This window comes from Gordonia ajococcus (assembly GCF_012974285.1).
Taxonomy (GTDB): domain Bacteria; phylum Actinomycetota; class Actinomycetes; order Mycobacteriales; family Mycobacteriaceae; genus Gordonia; species Gordonia amicalis.
The window spans coordinates 4,495,440-4,516,698 of sequence record NZ_CP052884.1 but is presented as its reverse complement, the minus strand read 5'-3'; the positions used below and the strand labels follow the sequence as shown (position 1 = coordinate 4,516,698).

Here is a 21,259-nt window from a genome sequence, read left to right as displayed (position 1 = left end):
ACAACAATAGAAAAGTCCGAGGTTGCTTGCCTGCGATAACCGGCTGATCGGCCGGGGGTGAGCAATGCGACTTGCGATTCGCAATCAGGAGTGACGTGTACCCACCGTCGACCGTGCGTGACCGCCCCGAAGCCATCGCCTATGTGATGGCGGGGTCGGGGGAGCGCATCACCTACGCCGAGCTCGATCGACGATCGAACCAGCTGGCTCGATTCTGGCAGTCGCGGGGCGTCGGCCCGGGCGGCTCGGTCGTGTTGGTGATGGAGAACAACCTGGCCTGGCCGGTGGCGGTGGCCGCCGGGATGCGCAGTGGCCTCTACGTGACGCCGGTGAACTGGCACCTCAAGCCTGCCGAGTTGGCGGCACTCATCAGTGAGGACCGTCCGGCGGCGATAGTCACCAGCGTTGCGCTCGCCGAGCAGGTGGTCGCCGCGGTGGGCGGCACGACCGACGAGCACCCGGTGATCGTGTGCGCCGACGGGGCGGCCGAGGGGTGTGTCGAGTGGGATACGGCCCTCGCCGATCAATCCACCGACCCGCTGGAAACCGAGTTGCTCGGTGCGCGAGTGCTCTACAGCGGCGGGACCACCGGGCGCCCGAAACGGTTCGCCCAGCCACTGCTCGGAATACATCCCTCCGAGGCGCCGCGCCGACACTCCGGGCTGGTCGACAAGCTCGGGGTCGGTTCCGACTCTGTCCTGCTCTCCCCGGCACCCAACTATCACGCGGCGCCGTTCACGTTCCAACTGATCACCTTGGCTGCCGGCGGCACGGTGGTGTGTATGGAGAGGTTCGACGCCGCGGGGGCAATGAGGGCGATCGTCGACTACGGGGTCACCCACTCACAGTGGGTGCCGACCATGCTCGTCCGCCTGCTGCGTCTACCGGATCGGGAGTCCATCGCGCTCTCGCCCCGTCACCAGGTGGCCTTCACGTCTGGTGCCCCGTGCCCGCCGCACGTCAAGACGGCGATCTTCGACTGGTGGGGGCCGATCCTCCACGAGTACTACGGAGCTTCCGAAGGCTACGGCCACACCTACATCTCGCCGCTGGAGGCGCAGTCGCACCCCGGGTCGGTCGGCCGCCCCCTCGGTGCTGCCAGGGTGCACATCACCGACGCCGACGGCGCCGACGTCGACCCCGGCGAACAGGGCACAGTCTGCTTCGAGGCCACCGCCGGTTCCGGTGACGCGTCCCGTCCGGCACTGAAGCAGATGGGGGACATCGGGTACCTCGACGACGAGGGTTTCCTCTATCTCGTCGGGCGTCGTGGCTTCATGATCATCTCGGGCGGGGTCAACATCTACCCCGAGGAGATCGAGACGGCCCTGATGGCTCACCCCGCCGTCGCCGACGTGGCGGTGGTCGGTGTCCCGGATGCCGAGTTCGGCGAGTCGGTCAAGGCGGTCGTCGAGGTGCGCCCCGGAGCGGTGGTCACCGAGGCCGAGTTGATCGACCACGCGCGCGAGCACCTGGCGCACTTCAAGGCGCCCCGATCCGTCGAATTCACCACCGACCTACCCCGCCTACCCACCGGCAAGCTCGACAAGCGCACACTGGTCGACCGCTTCGCCACCGCGGACGAAGGCGCCGGCCCCGGTTCGTCGAAGTTCCCCGATTCGCAACAGTTGCCCAGTCCGTCGACGTTTCAAGGAGAGAAAGTATGACGACGAAGACCTCAACCGCCGAATTCGATGTGCTGCACGCCCTCAAGGTGAAAGGACTCGCCAGTGACGAGGCCTTGGCCGCGCTGACGGGTCTGGCCTCCGACACACTGACCGCGACGGTCGATGCGCTCCGGGAAACGGGCTTCGTCCTGCGCCGTGAGGGCGGACGCATCTCCGGCACGATGATCACTCCGGCAGGCCGCGAGGAGTACGAGCGGTTGGCCACGGAGTTCGTGCTCGGTGATTCCGAGCGTGTGGCAGTGGATACGTTCCGCGAAGCCTTCGGACCGATCAACGGCGACTTCAAGAAGATCTGCTCCGCGTGGCAGGTTCGTCCGGACGAAACGCCCAACGATCACACCGATCCCGACTACGACGCATCTGTCGTCGCCGAGTTGGATGAGGTTCACGAGCGGGTCTCCGCTGCGCTGGATGCGGTCGGCACCGACATTCCCCGGTTGGGTCGTTACAGCGCCCGACTGTCGGTCGCACTGCAGAAGGTGCGCGACGGCGACACCGCGGCGTTCGCCCGTCCGATGTACGACAGCTACCACGACATCTGGATGGAGTTGCACCAGGACCTGCTGCTGACGTCGGGCCGCGAGCGCGGCGCCGGCGACGAGTGAGAACTCGGTCCGGCAGCAGCGACTGAGCCCCATATCGATTGAGCCGCCCGTCACCTGGTGACGGGCGGCTCAATCGGTGTACAGGTTGCTCGGCGCTGTCAGGCGAGTCGCGTCAGACCCAATGCGTCGTCCAATCGCACCGCTGCGTCCGCGTCGCGAATGGGATCGCTGTCCGCGTCGACTCCGCGCAACGCCGACACCGAGACGAAACCGTCGGCCACGGCGGCACTGTCGGTGCCCTCGCGGAAGCCGGCGTCCCGCAGCACGCGATTGATCAGCAGTGCGTTCTCGGTGCGTGAGAGTCGAAGGGAGAACATGCTCCTGGCGGCGAGCGATGTCATCCGGATACCACGAAGGTCGGCGAAGTCGACGTCAGGAACATTGACGTTCAACGTCATTCGCGGGGTGTTGGATTCGGCGATCCAGCCGACGATACGCTCGGTCACCGCCGCGGCGGTGTCGTAGCGGCTATGCGGGGCGAAGCCGGAACTGACCGCGATGCCGCCGACGCCGGCCACGCGCGCGGCGAGGACGGCCCCGACCGTGCTCGAGAACAGGATCGACCGTCCGGTGTTGTGGCCCTCGTTGATGCCGCTGACCACGAGCTCAGGCGGCGGTCCGAACGCGCCCGAGCAGAACGCGATTGTCGTCAATGCCGGCGGACAGTCCAACGCGAACACCGGGGTGTCACCGAGTTCGGCGAGCCGGTGCTCGGTCGTGGGAATCAGCGCGCCGTCCTCGATGGTGCCCAACGAACTGCCACTGCCGCTGCGCTCGGAACTCGGTGCGCCGACGACCACCTCGTGTCCCGCCGTGATTAGCGCCGACGCGACCGCGATCAACCCATCGGCGTCGTACCCGTCGTCGTTGGTGACCAGCACTCGCATCAGACTTCTCCTCTCGGCAGCCTGTCATCACCGGCGTGCCTGCCATAAATAGTGACTCACTCATCACATCTGTGTCCAGTGGAGATGGGACGTTCGGACGAAAGCGCGTGTTTGGACGGGCAATAGGCAGTCACGGGCGGTTGACAACGTGAGTGGTGTCACAGAATAATGTGACACAGCGTTCGCTAACCGACAAATCGGTGGCGCGATGCCGGAAGCGGTTCGAGGATTCGGCCGCTGGCTCAAGACGAAATGGAAGGACGCCCGGACACATGACTGCCTGGCCGATCTCGAACGAGACTTCGAAAATTTTCCCGCTGTACTCCCGCGCCAACGTCGGTGAGATCTTCCCCGACCCGATCACCCCGCTGAACGCTTCCCTCGGGTTCCAGCACACTCTTGAACCCGGATGGCGCGATGCGTTCATCGCGTGCGGGGTGTGGGACGACGACCTCTACGACGACTCGGTCGACTTCAACATCCTTCCGGCCTTCGGGAGCTACCTCTACATCAACATGTCCCTGATGCGCCTGTTCGGTGTGCGGGTACCGGGCATGGGCGCCGAGGCGGTCGACCTGCAGTACTTCGGCGACATGCCGGGCATCCCGAGCTACGAGAGTGAGAAGCGGGACTTCGACCAGAGCCCCGAGTACGAGGCCAAGGCCGACGCGTGGCTCGCCGAGCAGGTCCTCGGCGCGACCGACCTCGCCGCCTACGACGCCGATCGCGACGAGGTCGACGAGATCCGTCGAAATCGGCCGGACATGACCACGCTGTCCGACGCCGAGCTGGTCGAGCGGATGAATTCGTTCGAGACCCTCTTGCGTCGACTCTTCAAGCATCACATCGAGGCGAGCCTGAAGTCCGGTGTCGGGCTCGGTGCCATCGCACAGCTGGCCGAGGCGGTCGGTAAGCCGGAACAGTCCCTCACCCTCGTCGCGGGACTCGGCAACGTCGATTCCGCCGGCCCCTCGCTGCGTATGTGGGATCTCAGCCGTCGGGCTCAGCATCCGGACGTCGCGGCTCTGTTCGACGCAGGCACCAAGGGCCTCTACGCGAAGCTCAGGGCTTCCGAGTCGGCCGCGGTCGCGGAGTTCACCGCTGAGCTCGACACATTCCTCGCCGACTGGGATTTCCGTGGCCCCGCCGAGTGGGAGATCCGAGCCATCACCTGGGGTGTCGACCCGGACCTGGCCCTTGCAACCATCGATCGAATGCGCGATGTCTCGGATGACGAAGCACCGGAGGCGAAGTCCGCCGAGCGCGCCGCGCAACGCGATGCTGCAGCAGCGGCGATCCGCGAGACCCTGGCCGCCGACGCGGAAGCCTCCGCGCAGTTCGAGGCGGTTCTCAATGCGTCCGCGTTGTGGATGCGAGGCCGCGAACGAGGCCGAACAACCGCTGCCATGCTCATCCACGAGCTCCGTCTACCGGCTCTCGAACTCGGTCGTCGCTTCGCGGACAAGGGCGCGATCGACTCGAGCCGCCAGATCTTCATGGTGTTCGCCGACGAACTGCCGGACTTCCTCGAGAACCCGGAGTCCTACCGGGAAACCCTCGTGGAGCGGGAGAAGGTCTACCTCGACCTCTTCGATCGCACACCGCCGTTCGTCGTGGACGGCACCCCGCCCCCGGTCAGCGAATGGCCGCTGCGTTCGGAGTCGAGTGTCGCTGCCGCATCCAGCGGTGACACCATCACCGGCGTTCCCGCCTGTGGCGGCACTGCACGCGGCCGCGCCAGGGTTCTCACGAATCCCGATGATCCCTCGGCCCTGGAGCCGGGTGACATCCTCGTCGCACCGATCACCGATCCGTCGTGGACTCCGCTGTTCGTCGCCGCCGCTGCGGTCGTCGTCGACGTGGGCGCCCCGTTCTCCCACGCCGCGATCGTGAGTCGCGAGCTGGGCATCCCCTGCGTCGTGTCGGCCACCGAAGCCACCCGGCGGATCACCGACGGAGCCATGGTCGAGGTCGACGGCACCTCTGGCAGGGTCACTCTTCTCTGACCGGATTCGGCGCCCCCGAACCCGGGCGGCCCCGACGGACATCTCCGTCGGGGCCGCTCGTCCATCTGGTCCGGGTTCGTTCGTCGGCGGATCGTCAGACCTCGCGGTCGGCCAGCTCCCCGGCGTTGCGCGTCCAGGCGAGGTAACCGATGCCGACTCCGGTGAACCACACCGCGCCGACGATGAGCGCGATACGCCCGTCCTCGTCGAAGAAGAGCAATACGAAAACCATGACCAGGAAGGCGAGTGCAAGCCAGGTGGTGACCGGCGCCCCGGGCACCCGGTAGTCGGAGGCGGGTAATTCGCCGCGTGCGACCCGGCGCCGGAAGGCCATCTGACACAGCAGGATCGTCGACCAGATCACGATGATGCCGACCGTCGAGACCGCCGTGATGTACGCGAAGGCGTGTTCGGGGTCCAGCACGTTGACCACCACGCCGAGGACCATCACCGCAGCGCTCACGGCGATGCCCGCGGCCGGGACCTTGCGGCTCGACAGCTTCGTCAGCTGCTTCGGGGCGTCACCGGTGTGCGCCAGCGACCGCAGCATCCGGCCGGTGGAGTAGATGCCCGAGTTGCAGGATGACAGGGCAGCGGTCAGCAGGATGAAGTTCACGATCCCCGCGGCTCCGGGGATGCCGATGTAGGAGAAGACGGACACGAACGGGCTCTCGCCCTCCTGGTAGTCCTTCCAGCTGCGCACGGACAGGATGACGATGATGGCGCCGACGTAGAAGATGCCGATGCGGAAGGGTACCGAGTTGATCGCCTTGCGCAGCGTGACCCGCGGATTCTCGGCCTCACCCGCGGTGACGCCGACCAGCTCGACGCCGACATAGGCGAACATCACGATCTGCAGGCTGAGCAGGGCATTGCTGAAGCCGGTGGCGAAGAATCCGCCGTCGTTCCAGAGATTCGTGACCGACGGTCCGGTCTCCGGGCCGAACCCGGAGATCGGGAGCAGCACGCCGATGCCGACGACGATCATGCCGACGATGGCGGTCACCTTGATCGTGGAGAACCAGAACTCGGCCTTTCCGAACAGCCCGACCGAGATGAGGTTCGCGCAGAACAGGACGAGGAGCGCGACCAGTGCGGTCAGCCAGACGGGGACCGCCGGCCACCAGTAGTTGATGTACTTGCCGGCGACGGTGATCTCGGCCATGCACGTGGTGGTCCACACGGCCCAGTAGGTCCAGCCCTGGCTGAACCCGGCGAAGCGGCCGAGGAACTCGTCGGCGTACTCGCTGATCCCGCCCGAGATCGGACGGTAGATCAGCAACTCGCCGAGGGCTCGCATCACGATGAAGATGGCGAGGCCTGCGAGTGCATAGGCGAGGACGAGCGCCGGTCCGGCTTTCTCGATCGCTCCGCCCGACCCGTAGAAGAGTCCGGTGCCGATCGCGCCGCCGATGGCGATCATCTGGACGGTGCGCGCGGTGAGCCCGCGCTGGTAACCCTCGTCTGCCTCGACGCCGGTTTCGGCGCTTCCGTGCTCGATCGTCACGTGGAGAACTCCTGACGCCATTGTGTTGGTTGGCGGTCCTCAGGGTAACGACGACCTCGCAGCCGGATTCACCAGCCTGAATTGTCGGATTCACTCGCGCGGGACCAAATCGGGACCCCGCGTTGTTGCGCATGATGACGCCGGAGAGCCATGCCAGATCGACGAGCGGCCGGCGTCGACAGGAGGAATCGTGAGCAACGAGTACCGCAAGACCCCCGAGGCCCTGAACCGCCTCACCGACGCGCAGTTCCGCGTCACCCAGCGCGACGGCACCGAGCGCGCCTTCGACAACGAGTACTGGGACAACCACGAGCCGGGTATCTACGTCGACGTGGTCTCCGGCCAGCCGCTGTTCTCGTCCACCGACAAGTACGACAGCGGCACCGGATGGCCGAGCTTCACCAGACCCATCGACTCCGCCGCCGTGACGACCAAGTCCGATCGCACCCTGTGGATGCGACGCACCGAGGTGCGTTCGTCGGGGGCCGACAGCCACCTCGGCCACGTCTTCGACGACGGTCCGCGCGAAGCCGGCGGACAGCGCTACTGCATGAATTCGGCAGCGCTGCGCTTCATCCCGGCTAGCAACCTCGAAGCCGAGGGCTACGGGGAGTACACCGGGCTGTTCGGCGACACCACAACCGCAGACACCCATACCGAAGGGGAGACCGCATGACCACCGACACCGGCCAGATCACCGTCCGACCCGGCACCGAGACCGCGGTCCTCGCCGGCGGATGCTTCTGGGGGATGGAAGACCTGATCCGCAAGCAGCCGGGTGTCCTCGGCACCCGCGTCGGCTACACGGGCGGGCAGAACGACCACGCCACCTATCGCAACCATCCCGGTCACGCCGAGGCCGTCGAGATCGTGTTCGACCCGACGCAGACCACGTACCGCGACATTCTGGCGTTCTTCTTCCAGATCCACGATCCGACCACTCGTAACCGCCAGGGCAACGACGTCGGGACGAGCTACCGGTCGGCGATCTTCCCGCTGAGCCCGGAGCAGGAGCAGGTGGCCCGGGACACGATCGCCGACGTGAACGCGTCGGGCCTGTGGCCGGGTGCGGCCGTCACGACCATCGAGCCCGCAGGACCGTTCTGGGAGGCCGAACCCGAGCATCAGGACTACCTGCTGAGGTATCCGTCCGGCTACACCTGCCACTTCCCGCGCGCCGATTGGGTACTTCCCAGGCGCGGTGCGTCGACCACGCCGTGACGTACCGGGGTCGCGCGGGACGTGTGCGTCTCCTTCCCGCGCGCCCCGGTCCGGCGCCTTTCTGAGGTGCCAGAATCGTGCGCACCTGCCTGTGCCGACGTCGAAGGAGCCCTCATGACCGATGCTGACACCGGGAAGGTGCTCGTAGTCGGGGCCGTGAACGTCGACCTCGTCGTCGGTGCCGATCGGCTGCCCGGCCCCGGGGAGACCGTCGTCGGGCCGGACGTGGCCCGCCACGGAGGTGGCAAGGGTGCGAACGCCGCTGTCGCGGCGGCGCGATCAGGCGCGGCTGTCCGATACTGCGGCGCGGTCGGTGACGACGAGATGGGAGCGGGGGCTCTCGCGGAGCTCGCGGACGAGGGCGTCGATATCACCGAGGTCACCCGGGTCGCCGGAGTCGCCACCGGCGCCGCGCTGATCGTGGTGGATCCGTCCGGCGAGAATCAGATCGCGGTGGGATCGGGGGCGAATGCGCGTGTCGACCCCGAGCGGGTACGCGCGGCCGTCGGCCGCGCCGCGGACTGGGGAGTCGGTTGCGTACTCGTCAGCACCGAGATAGCCCCCGATGCAGCCATTGCAGCGGTGAAAGCCGCTGCGGAACAGGGTGTCCCGTGCGTCGTCAATCCGGCCCCCGTCCTCGACGAACTCGTCGGCGTGATCTCGGTTCCGGACATCCTCACCCCCAACGCCTCGGAACTGCGCGACCTGTACGTGCGGACGTCGGTGGTCGCGGATCATGACCGCATGACCGAGACCGAGATGGCAGTCGCCCTCGCGAAACACTTCGAGGTGACCGTGATCGTCACGCTCGGCGCCGATGGGTTGCTGGTCGTCGACCGCGCCGGTGCGACCGCCGTGCCGGCGGGCAGGGTCGAGACGGTGGTCGACACGACAGGTGCCGGCGACACCTTCAACGGCGTGCTGGCGGCTTCCCTTGCGGCCGGCGACGATCTCGTGACGGCTGCGCGGCGTGGTGCGGCAGCAGCGTCGTTGTCGGTGGTTCACGTGGGGGCGCGCACCGGGATGCCGACGGCGCCGGCGATCCAGCGCGCGGTGTCGGGAACCTAACGCGTCATCGGCTGGGGCCGCTCCATGTAGAGATGGTGTTCGTCGCTCGGAATGAAGTAGTCACCCTTGCCGCCGGCGCGTAACAGGGGTCGGGGGCGCGCCGTGTCGTAGGTCAGGTCGTCACCGAGAAGCGCCGTCGAGATGTGCACCTTCACGACCTCGCCGAGGACCATCCAGGTGTCCACGGACTCGCCTGCGGCGGACCGCAGTTGGAAGGCCTCGGTGACCAGGCACTCGAAGTTGACCGGGCTCTGGGCGACCCGGGACGGGCGGACCAGGTCGGAGTCGACCGCGGTCAGGCCGGCGTGGTCGAACTCGTCGACGTCTGCAGGAAGCGCGGCGGAGGTTTGGTTCATCTGCTCGCCGATCGCCTCGGTCGCGAGGTTCCACACGAACTCACCGGTCGACTTGGCATTGGCGACAGTGTCTTTCCAGCCGATGCTGGCGAAGCCGATGATCGGAGGGGAGTAGTTGAAGAGGTTGAAGAAGCTGTAGGGGGCGAGATTTCGCACCCCGTCGTCGGACACCGTGGAGATCCAGCCGATGGGACGCGGCGCGATGATCGCGTTGAGGGGGTCATGGGCGAGCCGGTGGCCCGCGGCCGGCTCGTAGGAGTGGTACCCGGTCATCGCTTCACCGTACGTGAGTGCTCGATCGTGTCCCGGGGCAACACCGTCCGGAGACGAGGTGACGGCGCCGAGTACCCTCGACGAGATCGACGAGAGAGGCTGACATGGCTGGTCACGACACGACACCGCAGTTCACCGAGGACGTGGTGGCCGGGGTGCTGGCGCACATGAACGGCGACCACGCCGACGATTCACTGGTCATCTGCCACGCTCTCGGGCGACGCCCGGACGCGACTGCGGCCGTGATGACCGGATTCGATCACGAAGCCGCGATCTTCGACGTCACCGTCCCCGAAGGGGTCGTCGAGATGCGATTCGAGTGGGACCGTCCGGTGGTGAACCGGACGGACGTACGCATGGCCGTCGTGGCGATGTTCCGGGATGCGCAGGCCCGCCTGGAGGCGACTCCGGAGAGATAGCTCACGCACGGATACCGCAGGGTCCAGACTTCAGTATCCTGAGGTGCGACTTGTCAGTGACAACGACGGGAATCGCGTGACCCTCTCCTCCTCCGATGCCAGGCTCCGGACGTTCGCAAATCTTCGGGACCTGGGTGGGCTGCCCCTCGCGTCGGGCGGTGTGACGGTGCCGAACGTGTTGATCCGCAGCGACGCGCCCTATCCCGCCGACGAGGACCCGGCGGGGGTGCCGTGGCCGCCGAGTACCGTCGTCGACCTGCGGAACCCCACGGAGATCGAGCCGATAGCCGTCACCTGGCCGTCGGCTGTGCGGGTCGTCAATCGGCAGGTGTCGTCGAGTGCGCGTATCGACCGGCTCGCCGACACGGCGCTCATCGAGATCTATTCGTCGGTCATCCGCACCGGGCAACACCGGCTCACCGCGGCTCTCAACGAATTCGATTTCACCGGTTCGACACTCGTGCACTGCGCGGCCGGCAAGGATCGCACGGGCATGGTCGTGGCGATCGCACTGCTCCTCGCCGGGGTCGAGGCGGATTCGGTGATCGCCGACTACCAGCGCACCGAGGACTTCATCGCCGGGGTCTTCGCACGATTGCGCGAGCGGCGCAGAATCCCGGCCGGCACCACACTCGCCGCTCCGATCCTGCGGACTCCGCGTGAGGCCATCGACCTCGTCATCGACGAGGTGACCGGCACGCCGGGCGGGGCCTGGGGATGGTTCGAGGCCCACGGCGGCGACGTCCCGCGCTTCGAGCGCTGGGTCGCCACCTTCGTCGGCTGAACCGGGTCTCAGACCCGCTCGAAGATCGCGGTGAGCCCCTGTCCGCCCCCGATGCACATGGTCTCGAGTCCGAAACGTGCCTCACGACGGTCGAGTTCACGCAGCAGTGTCGTCAGGATCCGCACGCCGGTCGCACCGACCGGGTGACCCAATGAGATACCCGACCCGTTGACATTGGTGCGCTCGAAATCGGCGTCGGCGAACTTCCACTCTCGAGTGACCGCGAGCGCCTGGGCGGCGAAGGCCTCGTTCAGTTCGATGAGATCGATGTCGGACAGTTCGAGACCCGCCCGCGCCAATGCCTTGGCGGTGGAGGGAACAGGGCCGATGCCCATCACCTCCGGGCCGACCCCGGCCACCGCCCAGGTGACCAGGCGGGCGAGCGGATCGAGACCCAGGCGTTCGGCATTCGCCCGGGTGGTCACCAGTGTGGCGGCGGCGCCGTCGTTCTGGCCGCTGGCGTTGCCGGCGGTGACGGTCGCCTCGGGATCGGATCTGCCCATGATCGGGCGCAGTCGGGTCAGTGACTCCAGCGTGGTGTCGGCACGGGGATGTTCGTCGCGGTCGACGACCTGGTCGTCGCCTTTTCGCTGCGGAACCGACACCGGCACGATCTCTTCCGCGAACTTGCCGCTCTCGATGGCGGCCACGGCGCGTCGATGCGATTCGACGGCCAACTCGTCCTGTTCCCGGCGCGGGATCGAGTACTCGCGGCGGAGGTTCTCCGCGGTCTCGAGCATGCCACCGGGGACCGGATGGTTCTTTCCGCCCGCGGTGACGCGGCCGCGGGCCAGCCGGTCGTGCAGGGCGGCCGGCGCGCCCTTGGCGCCCCATCGCATCGATTCGGTGTAATACTCTGCGCGACTCATGGATTCGACGCCGCCGGCGATCACCAGCTCGGCGACCCCGGTCTGGATGCGCATCGCGGCGTCGAGTACGGCCTGTAGACCGGAGCCGCAACGCCGGTCGAGCTGGGAACCCGGCACGGTGACGGGGAGTCCCGCATCGAGTGCGGCGACGCGACCGATGGCCGGCGCCTCGCCATTGGGGTAACACTGGCCGAAGATCACGTCGTCGATACTCTCCGGGTCGATCGCGGTGCGTTGCAACAGTTCCGAGATCACCGTCGCGGCCAGGTCGGTCGCCGGGACGTCGACGAACGAACCGCCGTAGCGTCCCACGGGCGTACGGAGTGGCTCACAGATCACGACGTCGTCGGCTGCGGGTGGTGCGGTGTTCACGCTCATGCGGGTGTTCCTTTGCGGTAGTCCACTTCCTGGCCTGACCACCGCTGCGCCCAGTCGCGCAGCTCGACGGCCCGGATCTTGGTTCCGTTGCCCCCGACCGTGGTCGGCATCTCCTCGATCACGTGTACGGCGGCAGGCACCTTGAATGCGGCCAGGCGGTCGCGGCACCAGGCCTTCAACGCGGCGGCGTCGAGGTCGGCGTCGGGTTCGACGGGTACGACGAAGGCCACCGCCTCGGTGTAACCACCAGAACCGGTGACCCCGACGACCTTCGCGGTCTGCACGTTCTCGTGTTCGGCGAGGCGGTGCTCGATCTCCGCCGGGTCGACGAGGAAACCTCGTAGCCGCAACACATCTCCCATACGGCACACATAACGGAAGCCGCCGGTGTCGAGGGTGCGCGCGAGATCGCCGCTGCGGAACCAGCCGTCGGTGGTGAATGCCCGCGTGGCGGCTTCCGGGTTGCCGAGATACGCGTCGACGACGTTGGGACCGCGGAACTGCAGTTCACCCTCCTCGTCGGCTCCCAGGATGCGGTCGTCGAACGGATCGACGACACGGACCTCGATGGCATCCTCCACCGGCCGGCCACCGCCGTTCCAGCGCAACGATTCCGGGTCGTCCGACGACCACAGCAGAGCGAGGGCGAAGATCTCCGACGAACCGAAGACACCGGTCGTCTCGGCGCCGGCCTCGTCACGCGCCCACCGGGCGATGTCATGGGACCGGCCGAGGAAGTCCGCGATGCCGAGCCAACGCAACGAACTCAGGTCGGTACGCCGGCCGTCATGCCAGGTGTCGTACAGGCGCCCGAAGAGGTCGTCGCCGCCGACGATGTGGGTCACACGCAGCGATTCGACTCGATCGAGGGCGGCCACCGCGTCGAAGACGGGCTCCATCAGGATGGCTGCGCCACCGGCGAGACCGGCCATGGCCGTGCTGAATCCGAAGACACCCGACACGGGTAGGACGCCGAGGACCACGTCGCCCTCGCGGACGTCCATGATGACGGAATCGGCATGCGCGTGTCGGACGACGGCACAATCCCGGTGCGCTGCGAGCTTGGGGGTCCCGGTGGAGCCCGAGGTCGTGAATGCGACCCCGAGTTCACCGGTGTCCGCAGCGCGCTCACCCGCAGGTGTCCATGCCGCCGTCGACGGGGTCGCGGGTGCGTGAACGCCGGTGGTGTCGCCACTTCCGGCGATCCAGGCTCCCGCGCCGAGATCGAAGTCGGACGGCGTCGCGGTGGGACTCAACGGCCCGGGGACGACCGCGATCGCGGGAACGGGATCGGCCGCCGAACTCGCATCGCGCAAGGTGCCGAAGATGTCGAGCCCGTGGAACTGTGCGGGGACGGCGACCACCACGGGCCGCGCCGAGTTCAGGATGTGGGCGACCTCGCCGACGTTGTACCGGGTGTTGACCCCGATGACGTGCGCACCGACGGCCGACGCGGCGAACTGCCAGACGAGCGCGTCGGACCAGTTCGGCAGATATGCCGCCAGACACTGGCCTCGACGGACACCGATGTCGGACAGCTCTTCGCGCAGCTGCTCGACTCGTCGTGCGAGTTCGGATCGGGTGAGGGTGATCACCTCGCCGTCGGCGACGTCCATCGCCACCGGACTGTCCGGGGACTTCTGGACGAGGTCGGCGAGCATTCCCGCGAGCGTGGGACGGGTGGTGATGGTCATGACACGACCTCCGGGGTGCGCGTGCCGGACGACAGGGACCGCAGCCAGGCGTCGGCGCGTGAACCGAAGTCGGGGAGCTCCTCCATCGGATAGTGGCCGTATCCGGCCAGCTCGGTGAACTCCGCACGCGGACCGTCGAGTTCGTTGATCTCGTCGGCGGCTCGGCGGACGGCGTCCACACTGATCCACGGATCGTCGGCGCCGCAGACCAGGTGCAGGCCACAGGTGAGTTCGGTGAGCCGGTCGCGGACATCGTGACTGCCCCAGCCGATGAGATCCGACGAGGAGATCTCCGGGTCCTCACGTTTGTGCATGAGGCCGATGAGATGTGCCCGCGCCGCAGGCACCGCCCGTCCTACGGAGGCCAGGCTGCCGAGGTAGGTGCGGTCCGCGCGGGCGGGCCCGGCGACATCCTCGAGTTCGCGTCGTAGACCGGCGATCCTGACCCGGCCCGGCCCGGTCTCGGCGGCCATGGCGACGGCCCCGGCGAGCGGGTACTCCGGCCGCGTCGCCAGTTCGAGCGTGAGTTTGCCGCCGATGGAACACCCGATGACATACGGCCGCTCGACGTCCAGACGCCGAAGGACGGCGGTGAGCCAGTCGGCGTAGTCGCCGAGGCCGGTGATCGGGCCCGTTGGGCAGGGCTCGGAGCGTCCGTGACCCGGTAGGTCCGGGACGATGACGCGGTAGCCGCGGTCGGCGATGTCCTGTGCGGCACAACGCCATTGGACGCCGCTCTGTCCGGCGGTGTGGATGCACAGCACCGTCGGTATGTCGACGACGCGCCGGCCCGGCGCGGTGGGGTCGGCGGTGACGATCTCGACGAACGCCAAGGCGCCCTGGATCTCGAGGTAGCGTGCCTCGATCATGAGTGCACCTCCCGCGCCATCGCTCGCGCGTTCTGGATGATCGCGTGTAACGGCTTGGTCAATCGCAGATACTCGTATCCGTTTCCGGCTGAGGAGAACTCACCACGGAGTGCGCGACGCATGAAGTCGTCTGAGTCGGACAGCATCAGATCCACCCAGGTGACAGGGGCCGCTTCGAAGGTGAACGTGGCACCCAGGAGCGCGCGCCGCGTGACGTCGATGACCTGGCCCTTGTAGATGCGCAGGTGCACTTCGCGGTTGCCGCACCGCAGTCCGACGGTGCCGTCCCAGGTGGAGACCGACGAGGTGAACGCGGCGTCGTGATGCAGGCGTCCACACAGTTGCTCACCCCACTCGATCGAGCAGAAGTCAAGCGACGGAATCACTTCGGTCCGGATCTCGGTACGCCAGGTCTCCGTCCCGGATTCGCGAACCCGCCCGGTGTCGTCGAGCAGCCGGACCTCGCGGTCGATGCCGTCGGGTCCGACGCGGGTCACGACGGTGGTGGCGTGGACACGGTCCGACCCGGTGATCGGCGTTGTGGCCGACCAGGTGACGCCGAGCCGTTCGGCAGCCGGGACCGGGTCGGTCAGCCACTCCGCCACCACCATCCCGAACGACGGTGAACGAGCGGGGATGCGGAGCCCGTGGCGGTCGAGGACATCGGCGGCCGGTTCGGTGCCGGTCGCGGTCCGGACGCCGACGCGGATCGATGCGAGGGCGGAACTCATGACCCGGCCCTGCCCAGCAACTCGTCGGAGATGATCCGCATCTGGATCTCGCTGGTGCCTTCGAAGATCTTGGTGAGACGTGCGTCGCGCCAATGCCGTTCGACCTGGAAGTCGGTGGTGTACCCCGCGCCGCCGTGGATCTGGACGGCCTCGCTGGTCACCCGTTCGGCCATCTCGGTGGCGACGAGCTTGCACATCGAGGCCTCGAGCGAACAACGCCTGCCGGTGTCGATGTCGGTGGCGACCGAGTACATCAGTTGCCGGGCCGCTTCGATGTCGGCGGCCATCGTGGCGATCTTGAAACGCAGGTGCTGGAAGTCCGCGAGTTCGTGGCCGAACTGCTTGCGGGTGTGCATGTAGGCGATGGAGTCCTCGAGTGCGGCGCGGGCCAGGCCGATCGCGCGAGCCGCCGTGTGGGCACGACCGACCTCGAGCCCGCTGACCGCGAGGTAGAAGCCCTTGCCCTCCCCGCCGAGCATGCGGTCGGCGGGGATGCGGAAATCGTCGAAGGACAGTTCCCAGGTGTTCCAGCCGAAGTAGCCGATCTTACGGACCTTGGTGCCGGAGATGCCCTCGGGGAACACGCCGCGATCCTTCTCGACGAGGAAGGCGCTGATGCCGCGATGCGGTTTGGCCGGGTCCTTGTTCGGATCGGTACGGGCGAACAGCACGAGGTAGTCGGCCTCGTCGGCATAGGTGCACCACATCTTGGTGCCGTTGACGACCCAGTCGTCGCCGTCACGGGTCGCCCGGCAGGAGATGTTGGCGACGTCGGAGCCTGCCTCGGCCTCGGAAAGCGCATAGGCGCCGAGGTATTCGCCGCGCGCCACGCGTGGCAGGAGTGCGGACTCCTGCTCGGGGGTGAATCCGCCGCCCATGCCGTTGCCGCGCGCCAACAGTCCCGACACGCTCATCCACGCACGCGAGAGTTCTTCGGCGACGAGGCAGTATTCGAAGACGCCGAGCCCGAGGCCGCCGTGCTCCTCGGGAATCATGATGCCGAAGAACCCGACCTCGGCCATCGCCTTCTTGAGCGTGTCGGGGATGGTCCCCTGGACGGGGTCGAGCTCGTTGGCGACCGGCAGCACCTGCTTCATGGCGAAGTCGCGGGCGAGGTCGCGGATGGCGATCCGATCCTCGGTCAGGTATCGCGGGCTGTCGGTCCGGGGCTGTGACGGCCGATGGGTCATGGCCTTCTCCTGGTGAATGCGGGCCGGAGTGAACCGGGTCGTACTCGCCGGCCACTCATTAACGTGCGTTCACCATTAGAGCACCGGGTCAGCCCGCGGTCAATGCCTGACCGACGTCTGGGCGGTATCCGGCGAGGTTGAGGGCGTACTGGCCGTAGTCCTCGGCGACCTCGGACGCGGTCCGCGGCCCGTCCGGGCGGAACCACACCGGGATTCCGGCGCACATCAGGAGAACCGCGGTGACAGCCTGGTGTACGCGGTCGATGTGGAATAGCCCCTGATCGACCGCTCTTTCGGCGATGTCGATGAACTGCTGCTCCTGGGCGTCGCGCGAGCCGACGACACGCTTGCGGTCGATCTCGCCCAGGTAGCGCAGTTCCGTGTTCGCGACCAGACATTCGCGCGGCTTCTGCGCGGTGTAGAGGGCGTGTGCGACGACGGCTGCGCGCCACTGTTCGACGGGGTCCTTGCCGGCCCGGCGGATCGCGTTGCGGGTCGCGGTGAACTGCTCGTCGCTCGCGGTGCGGAGGATCTCGACCAGCAGATCGGACTTGTTCTCGAAGTGGTTGTACACGTTTGCGGCGCTGCAACCAGCGCGATTACCGATGGTGCGCATCGTCGCGCCGTGAAATCCGGCGGTGAAGAACTCGTCGAGCGCGGCGTCGAGGATGCGGTCGCGGGATGCGGCGGTGGCCGATGGCGATCGGGTGTTCATCCGCTCAGGGTAGGGCGGTGCGGTTCCACCAGCAAGGAAGCGGATCGCGGGTTGGTTGACGCTCTCAGGCGACCCGGCTTATGGTGTGGATCACGTGAACAATCGTTAATATGCTGCGCTGTCCGTCGACGAACTCTGGAGCATGAGCATGAGCACCGAACCCGATCTGGCCGCGCGGTTGACGCGCCTCGAGGATCTCGAGGCGATCCGCGCACTGGACGCGCGATATTGCCGTCACCTCGACGACGGGAACTGGGATGACCTGATGACTCTGTTCACGGACGACGGTGAGTTCGACGGCCTGTCGAACCCGCGGGGCAAGATCGAGATGCGCGCCTTCTTCGCAGGTCTCGCCGACGGCGGCCTCACCTCGTTCTGGCACTTCATCACCAACCTCGAGATCGAGATCGACGATGACACGGCTGTTGCCCGGTCATTTCTCTGGCAGCCGTGCGTCCTCGACGGTGTCGCGTCGATCGCTGCCGGTCGCTACACCGACGAGCTGGTCAAGCAGGACGGGCGGTGGCTCTACCGCGTGAAGAGGGTGCGCTTCCATTTCTTCGGCCCGCTCGCCGACGGATGGGACGAGAATCGGTTCGCGCTCGACTCGGCACATGCCGCGGCGGTCAATCCCTGATCGGGCCGTCGCGTACCGGTGAGTGGGGGAAACCACTTCGCGTCCGGCCGTCGTCGGTAGGGTCGGCCAGTATGCAGTCGGTCGACTGATCACGGACCCGACATCTACGGCAGACAAGGATCGGCATGGCGCGTTTGGCGGACAAGGTTGCGTTCATCACGGGCGTCGCCCGAGGACAGGGGCGAGCCCACGCGGTACGGCTCGCGTCCGAGGGGGCACAGATCATCGGCGTCGACGTCGTCGGACCGCTTCCGGGCGTTCCGTATGATCCGGCCACCGAGGACGATCTCGCCGAGACCCAGCGTCTGGTCGAGGACCTCGGCGCCAAGGCCATTCTCACCCGCTGCGACACAAGAGATCTCGACGGTCTTCGGGCGGCGGTTGCCGATGGGGTCGAGGAGCTCGGCGGGCTCGACGTCGTCGTCGCCAACGCGGGTATCTGCATCCCCGAGACCTGGGACGAGGTGACCCCGCAGAGCTTTCGCGACACCATGGACATCAATGTGACCGGCGTCTGGAACACCGTCACCGCCTCGGCTCCCCACCTCATCGGCCGTGGCGGGGGATCGGTCGTCCTGATCAGTTCGCTCGCCGGGAAGAAGCTGCAGCCGTTCATGGTTCACTACACGACGAGCAAGCACGCGCTCGTCGGGATGTCGCGCGCCTTCGCCGCGGAGTTGGGGCAGCACGACATTCGTGTCAACACCGTCCATCCCGGCGCGGTGATCACGCCGATGGGCTCGGGCCGCATGGTCGAACGCATCGAGGAGACGAACAAGGCCAACCCGCGCCTTGCCGGGATGGGCATGACATTCCTCAACCAGTTCGCCGCCGAGGCCGACGAGGTCGCCGGCGTGGTGGCCTTCCTGGCATCGGACGAGTCGAAGTTCATCACCGCCGAGGAGATCTCGATCGACGGCGGCGCGCAGCATTTCTGATACGCGGCGCGCGGCTTTCAGGTGGTTCCGCGTGCCATCAGCTCGACCGGCAGGCGCCGCGACTCGACGTCGCGTCCCGCGATCAGATCGAGCAACCCGCGCACCGCGGTCTGCCCGATCTCCAGGGCGGGGGAGTGGATCGTGGTGAGCGGCACCGGAAGCTGCGCGGCGATCGGGATGTCGTTGTAGCCGACGAGGGCCAGGTCCTCGGGGACACGTAGTCCGAGGTCGCGGGCGACGCCGAGCACACCGACGGCGATGGTGTCGGACACCGCGAAGATCCCCCGCGGCCGGTTCGGTGCGTCGAGCAGAACCTGCCCGGCCTCGGTGCCGCCGCGCACCTCGAAACTCGATGCGACGACCCGAGAGTCGGGAAGTTCGATACCTGCCGCCGTGGTCTCGGCCCGGAAGCCGGCGAGTCGATCCGTTGCCGTCGTCGCGTGGGCCGGACCGGCGATGACGGCGAGGTCGGTGTACCCGCGATCGATCAGGTGCCGTGCGGCGAGGGCGCCGCCGCGCACGTCGTCGCCGCCGACGAAGGGGAGTCCGGCGTCTGCGTGCCGGGTCAGGGTCAGCATCGGTACGTCGCCGACCCGCAACGAGGCGATGAACTTCCGGCCCGGGCGATGCAATCCGCTGAGGAGGAGACCGTCGACCTGCCGTCCCACGAGCAGTTCGATAGCCGCACGCTGGGCTTCCGGGTCGTCGGGCGGACTGGACAGGAGCACCGAGTAGCCGGCGCGGGTCGCCTCCTGCTCGATGCCCTGGTAGGTCGTGGCGACCACGCCGTCGGTGAGTCGGGTCATCACGACGCCGAGGGTGGTGGTCTTGCGGGTGCGGAGACTCGCCGCCCACAGATTGCGCTGGTAGCCCAGCTCGTCGGCGACCTCGCGGACCCTCAGTGCCGACTCCGACCAGCCGTCGGCGGGTTCCGACTGTCGCAGCACCCGGGACGCCGTCGACACATGGACCCCCGCGCGTCGGGCGATCTCCTTGAGCGTCGGCGTCCGCTGACCACCGGCCACGCTGGTCCCCATTCCTGTCGAGTGCCTCTGTTGACGCTGCGCGTCGGACCCCTTACGTTAGTCCATGCAAACGTTCTCGCAAACGTTCTCGACGGACTTGTAGGATCAGTTCTACGCCGCCCGACTCCCCGGAGGTTCCGATGTCTCGCCCCAGCACTCTGACCCAGCTCTTCGCCCTGGACTCGTTGCTCGACGCCGACGAGATCGCGATCCGCGACACCGTCCGCGACTTCGCCGACGCGCGTCTGCGGCCGCACATCGCCGACTGGTTCGAGGACGCGAGACTCCCGGCCCGCGAGATCGCCAAGGAACTCGGTCAGATCGGCGCGCTCGGTATGCACCTCGAGGGCTACGGCTGCCCGGGCATGAGTGCCACCGCCTACGGTCTCGCCTGCCTCGAACTCGAGGCCGTCGACTCCGGTATCCGCAGCCTGGTGTCGGTGCAGGGCTCGCTCGCGATGTTCTCCATCCACCACTGGGGTTCGGAGGAGCAGAAGAACGAGTGGCTGCCGCGCATGGCCGCCGGTGACGCGATCGGATGTTTCGGCCTGACCGAACCCGATTTCGGGTCCAACCCGTCCGGCATGCGCACCAACGCCAAGCGCGACGGCGGTGACTGGCTGCTCAACGGCACCAAGATGTGGATCACCAACGGCTCGATCGCCGACGTCGCGGTCGTGTGGGCCCAGACCGATGAGGGCATCCGCGGCTTCGTGGTCCCCACCGACACCCCCGGGTTCTCCGCGCCGGAGATCCACAAGAAGATGTCGCTGCGCGCGTCCGTGACCTCCGAACTCGTCCTCGACAACGTCCGCCTGCCGGAATCCGCCGTGCTGCCGAAGGCACAGGGCCTGCGCGGCCCGCTGACCAGCCTGGGTGAGGCCCGGTTCGGCATCATTTTCGGTGCGATCGGCGCCGCCCGCGACTGCCTCGAGACCGCCATCGACTACGCCCGGTCCCGCGAGGTCTTCGACAAGCCGCTCGCCGGGTACCAGCTCACCCAGGCCAAGATCGCCGACATGGCACTCGAGGTCGGCAAAGGGCATCTGCTGGCCTACCACCTCGGCCGTCTGAAGGACCGCGGCGAGATCACCCCCGAACAGGTGAGCACCGGCAAGCTCAACAACACCCGAGAGGCCATCAAGATCGCCCGCGAATGCCGAACCATCTTGGGCGCCAACGGCATCACGCTCGAGTACCCGGTCATTCGGCACGCCAACAACCTCGAGTCCGTCCTCACCTACGAGGGCACCTCCGAGGTCCACCAGCTCACCATCGGACGTGCCCTCACCGGCGAAACCGCGTTCCGCTGAGGTAGTCCCACCCCTTTTCCGCCATACCACCCACTCGGGGGTGACGTTGCGGAAAAGGGGTGGATTTGCGAGCTGGACGGGTGGAG

21 protein-coding genes are annotated in these 21,259 nt (G+C 67.3%); 11 read left to right on the top strand and 10 right to left on the bottom strand.

Annotation, left to right across the window (positions count from 1 at the left end; genetic code table 11):
- Nucleotides 1-95 precede the first annotated feature (95 nt).
- Together GAA2_RS20385 and GAA2_RS20380 are read left to right on the top strand one after the other, a co-directional pair.
- Nucleotides 96-1,667: an AMP-binding protein gene (locus tag GAA2_RS20385; RefSeq protein ID WP_024499641.1), complete on the top strand. Its 1,572-nt coding sequence runs from the start codon at nt 96-98 to the stop codon at nt 1,665-1,667.
- Nucleotides 1,664-2,293, top strand: a complete 630-nt coding sequence (locus GAA2_RS20380) for a MarR family winged helix-turn-helix transcriptional regulator (protein WP_024499642.1) — start codon at nt 1,664-1,666, stop codon at nt 2,291-2,293. The genes GAA2_RS20385 and GAA2_RS20380 overlap by 4 nt, the downstream gene beginning before the upstream one ends.
- A gap of 98 nt (nt 2,294-2,391) precedes the next feature.
- Here GAA2_RS20380 and surE read toward each other — a convergent pair whose 3' ends face one another.
- The gene (surE, locus tag GAA2_RS20375; protein ID WP_024499643.1) at nt 2,392-3,180 is read right to left on the bottom strand and encodes a 5'/3'-nucleotidase SurE; all 789 of its coding nucleotides are present in this window, start codon (nt 3,178-3,180) and stop codon (nt 2,392-2,394) included.
- Nucleotides 3,181-3,452: 272 nt separating this feature from the next.
- Between surE and GAA2_RS20370 the strand changes: the two genes are divergently transcribed.
- The gene (locus GAA2_RS20370; protein ID WP_024499644.1) at nt 3,453-5,186 is read left to right on the top strand and encodes a PEP-utilizing enzyme; all 1,734 of its coding nucleotides are present in this window, start codon (nt 3,453-3,455) and stop codon (nt 5,184-5,186) included.
- A 94-nt stretch (nt 5,187-5,280) separates the two neighbouring features.
- Here the strand turns inward: GAA2_RS20370 and GAA2_RS20365 are convergent, their stop codons facing one another.
- Entirely contained in the window at nt 5,281-6,693 is a 1,413-nt protein-coding gene (locus GAA2_RS20365; RefSeq protein WP_159405776.1) for an amino acid permease, read from the bottom strand.
- A 190-nt stretch (nt 6,694-6,883) separates the two neighbouring features.
- Between GAA2_RS20365 and msrB the strand changes: the two genes are divergently transcribed.
- The 3 genes from msrB (at nt 6,884) to GAA2_RS20350 (ending at nt 8,982) form a co-directional block, all read left to right on the top strand.
- Nucleotides 6,884-7,369: a peptide-methionine (R)-S-oxide reductase MsrB gene (gene msrB / locus GAA2_RS20360; protein ID WP_159405777.1), complete on the top strand. Its 486-nt coding sequence runs from the start codon at nt 6,884-6,886 to the stop codon at nt 7,367-7,369.
- On the top strand, nt 7,366-7,914 hold the full coding sequence (msrA, locus tag GAA2_RS20355; protein WP_159405778.1) for a peptide-methionine (S)-S-oxide reductase MsrA: 549 nt from the start codon (nt 7,366-7,368) through the stop codon (nt 7,912-7,914). The genes msrB and msrA overlap by 4 nt, the downstream gene beginning before the upstream one ends.
- A gap of 114 nt (nt 7,915-8,028) precedes the next feature.
- Nucleotides 8,029-8,982 (top strand): PfkB family carbohydrate kinase, encoded by a 954-nt coding sequence (locus tag GAA2_RS20350; RefSeq protein WP_024499648.1) that lies wholly within the window; start codon nt 8,029-8,031, stop codon nt 8,980-8,982.
- Here the strand turns inward: GAA2_RS20350 and GAA2_RS20345 are convergent.
- Nucleotides 8,979-9,611: a flavin reductase family protein gene (locus GAA2_RS20345; protein ID WP_024499649.1), complete on the bottom strand. Its 633-nt coding sequence runs from the start codon at nt 9,609-9,611 to the stop codon at nt 8,979-8,981. The two genes, GAA2_RS20350 and GAA2_RS20345, sit on opposite strands and share 4 nt — an antisense overlap.
- A 104-nt stretch (nt 9,612-9,715) precedes the next feature.
- On the opposite strand from GAA2_RS20345, the gene GAA2_RS20340 reads away from it, so the two are divergent.
- On the top strand, nt 9,716-10,030 hold the full coding sequence (locus GAA2_RS20340; RefSeq protein ID WP_159405779.1) for a DUF2470 domain-containing protein: 315 nt from the start codon (nt 9,716-9,718) through the stop codon (nt 10,028-10,030).
- A 76-nt stretch (nt 10,031-10,106) separates the two neighbouring features.
- Entirely contained in the window at nt 10,107-10,814 is a 708-nt protein-coding gene (locus tag GAA2_RS20335) for a tyrosine-protein phosphatase (RefSeq protein ID WP_191834536.1), read from the top strand.
- An 8-nt stretch (nt 10,815-10,822) separates the two neighbouring features.
- Here the strand turns inward: GAA2_RS20335 and GAA2_RS20330 are convergent, their stop codons facing one another.
- The 6 genes from GAA2_RS20330 to GAA2_RS20305 form a co-directional block, all read right to left on the bottom strand.
- Nucleotides 10,823-12,061, bottom strand: a complete 1,239-nt coding sequence (locus tag GAA2_RS20330; RefSeq protein ID WP_159405780.1) for an acetyl-CoA C-acetyltransferase — start codon at nt 12,059-12,061, stop codon at nt 10,823-10,825.
- Nucleotides 12,058-13,755 (bottom strand): AMP-binding protein, encoded by a 1,698-nt coding sequence (locus GAA2_RS20325; RefSeq protein WP_159405781.1) that lies wholly within the window; start codon nt 13,753-13,755, stop codon nt 12,058-12,060. The genes GAA2_RS20330 and GAA2_RS20325 overlap by 4 nt, the downstream gene beginning before the upstream one ends.
- Nucleotides 13,752-14,624, bottom strand: coding sequence for an alpha/beta fold hydrolase (locus GAA2_RS20320; RefSeq protein WP_159405782.1), 873 nt, complete (start codon nt 14,622-14,624; stop codon nt 13,752-13,754). Before GAA2_RS20320 ends, GAA2_RS20325 begins: the two co-directional genes overlap by 4 nt.
- Nucleotides 14,621-15,355: a hypothetical protein gene (locus GAA2_RS20315; RefSeq protein WP_159405783.1), complete on the bottom strand. Its 735-nt coding sequence runs from the start codon at nt 15,353-15,355 to the stop codon at nt 14,621-14,623. Before GAA2_RS20315 ends, GAA2_RS20320 begins: the two co-directional genes overlap by 4 nt.
- Nucleotides 15,352-16,545, bottom strand: a complete 1,194-nt coding sequence (locus GAA2_RS20310) for an acyl-CoA dehydrogenase family protein (protein WP_159405784.1) — start codon at nt 16,543-16,545, stop codon at nt 15,352-15,354. Before GAA2_RS20310 ends, GAA2_RS20315 begins: the two co-directional genes overlap by 4 nt.
- An 88-nt stretch (nt 16,546-16,633) precedes the next feature.
- Entirely contained in the window at nt 16,634-17,260 is a 627-nt protein-coding gene (locus GAA2_RS20305) for a TetR/AcrR family transcriptional regulator (RefSeq protein WP_159405785.1), read from the bottom strand.
- A 148-nt stretch (nt 17,261-17,408) separates the two neighbouring features.
- On the opposite strand from GAA2_RS20305, the gene GAA2_RS20300 reads away from it, so the two are divergent.
- Nucleotides 17,409-17,897: a nuclear transport factor 2 family protein gene (locus tag GAA2_RS20300; protein WP_159405786.1), complete on the top strand. Its 489-nt coding sequence runs from the start codon at nt 17,409-17,411 to the stop codon at nt 17,895-17,897.
- Nucleotides 17,898-18,022: 125 nt separating this feature from the next.
- On the top strand, nt 18,023-18,835 hold the full coding sequence (locus GAA2_RS20295; protein ID WP_024499659.1) for a mycofactocin-coupled SDR family oxidoreductase: 813 nt from the start codon (nt 18,023-18,025) through the stop codon (nt 18,833-18,835).
- 17 nt (nt 18,836-18,852) lie between these two features.
- Here GAA2_RS20295 and GAA2_RS20290 read toward each other — a convergent pair whose 3' ends face one another.
- Nucleotides 18,853-19,872 (bottom strand): LacI family DNA-binding transcriptional regulator, encoded by a 1,020-nt coding sequence (locus GAA2_RS20290; protein ID WP_159405787.1) that lies wholly within the window; start codon nt 19,870-19,872, stop codon nt 18,853-18,855.
- A 128-nt stretch (nt 19,873-20,000) separates the two neighbouring features.
- On the opposite strand from GAA2_RS20290, the gene GAA2_RS20285 reads away from it, so the two are divergent.
- Nucleotides 20,001-21,173, top strand: coding sequence for an acyl-CoA dehydrogenase family protein (locus GAA2_RS20285; protein WP_159405788.1), 1,173 nt, complete (start codon nt 20,001-20,003; stop codon nt 21,171-21,173).
- Nucleotides 21,174-21,259 lie beyond the last annotated feature (86 nt).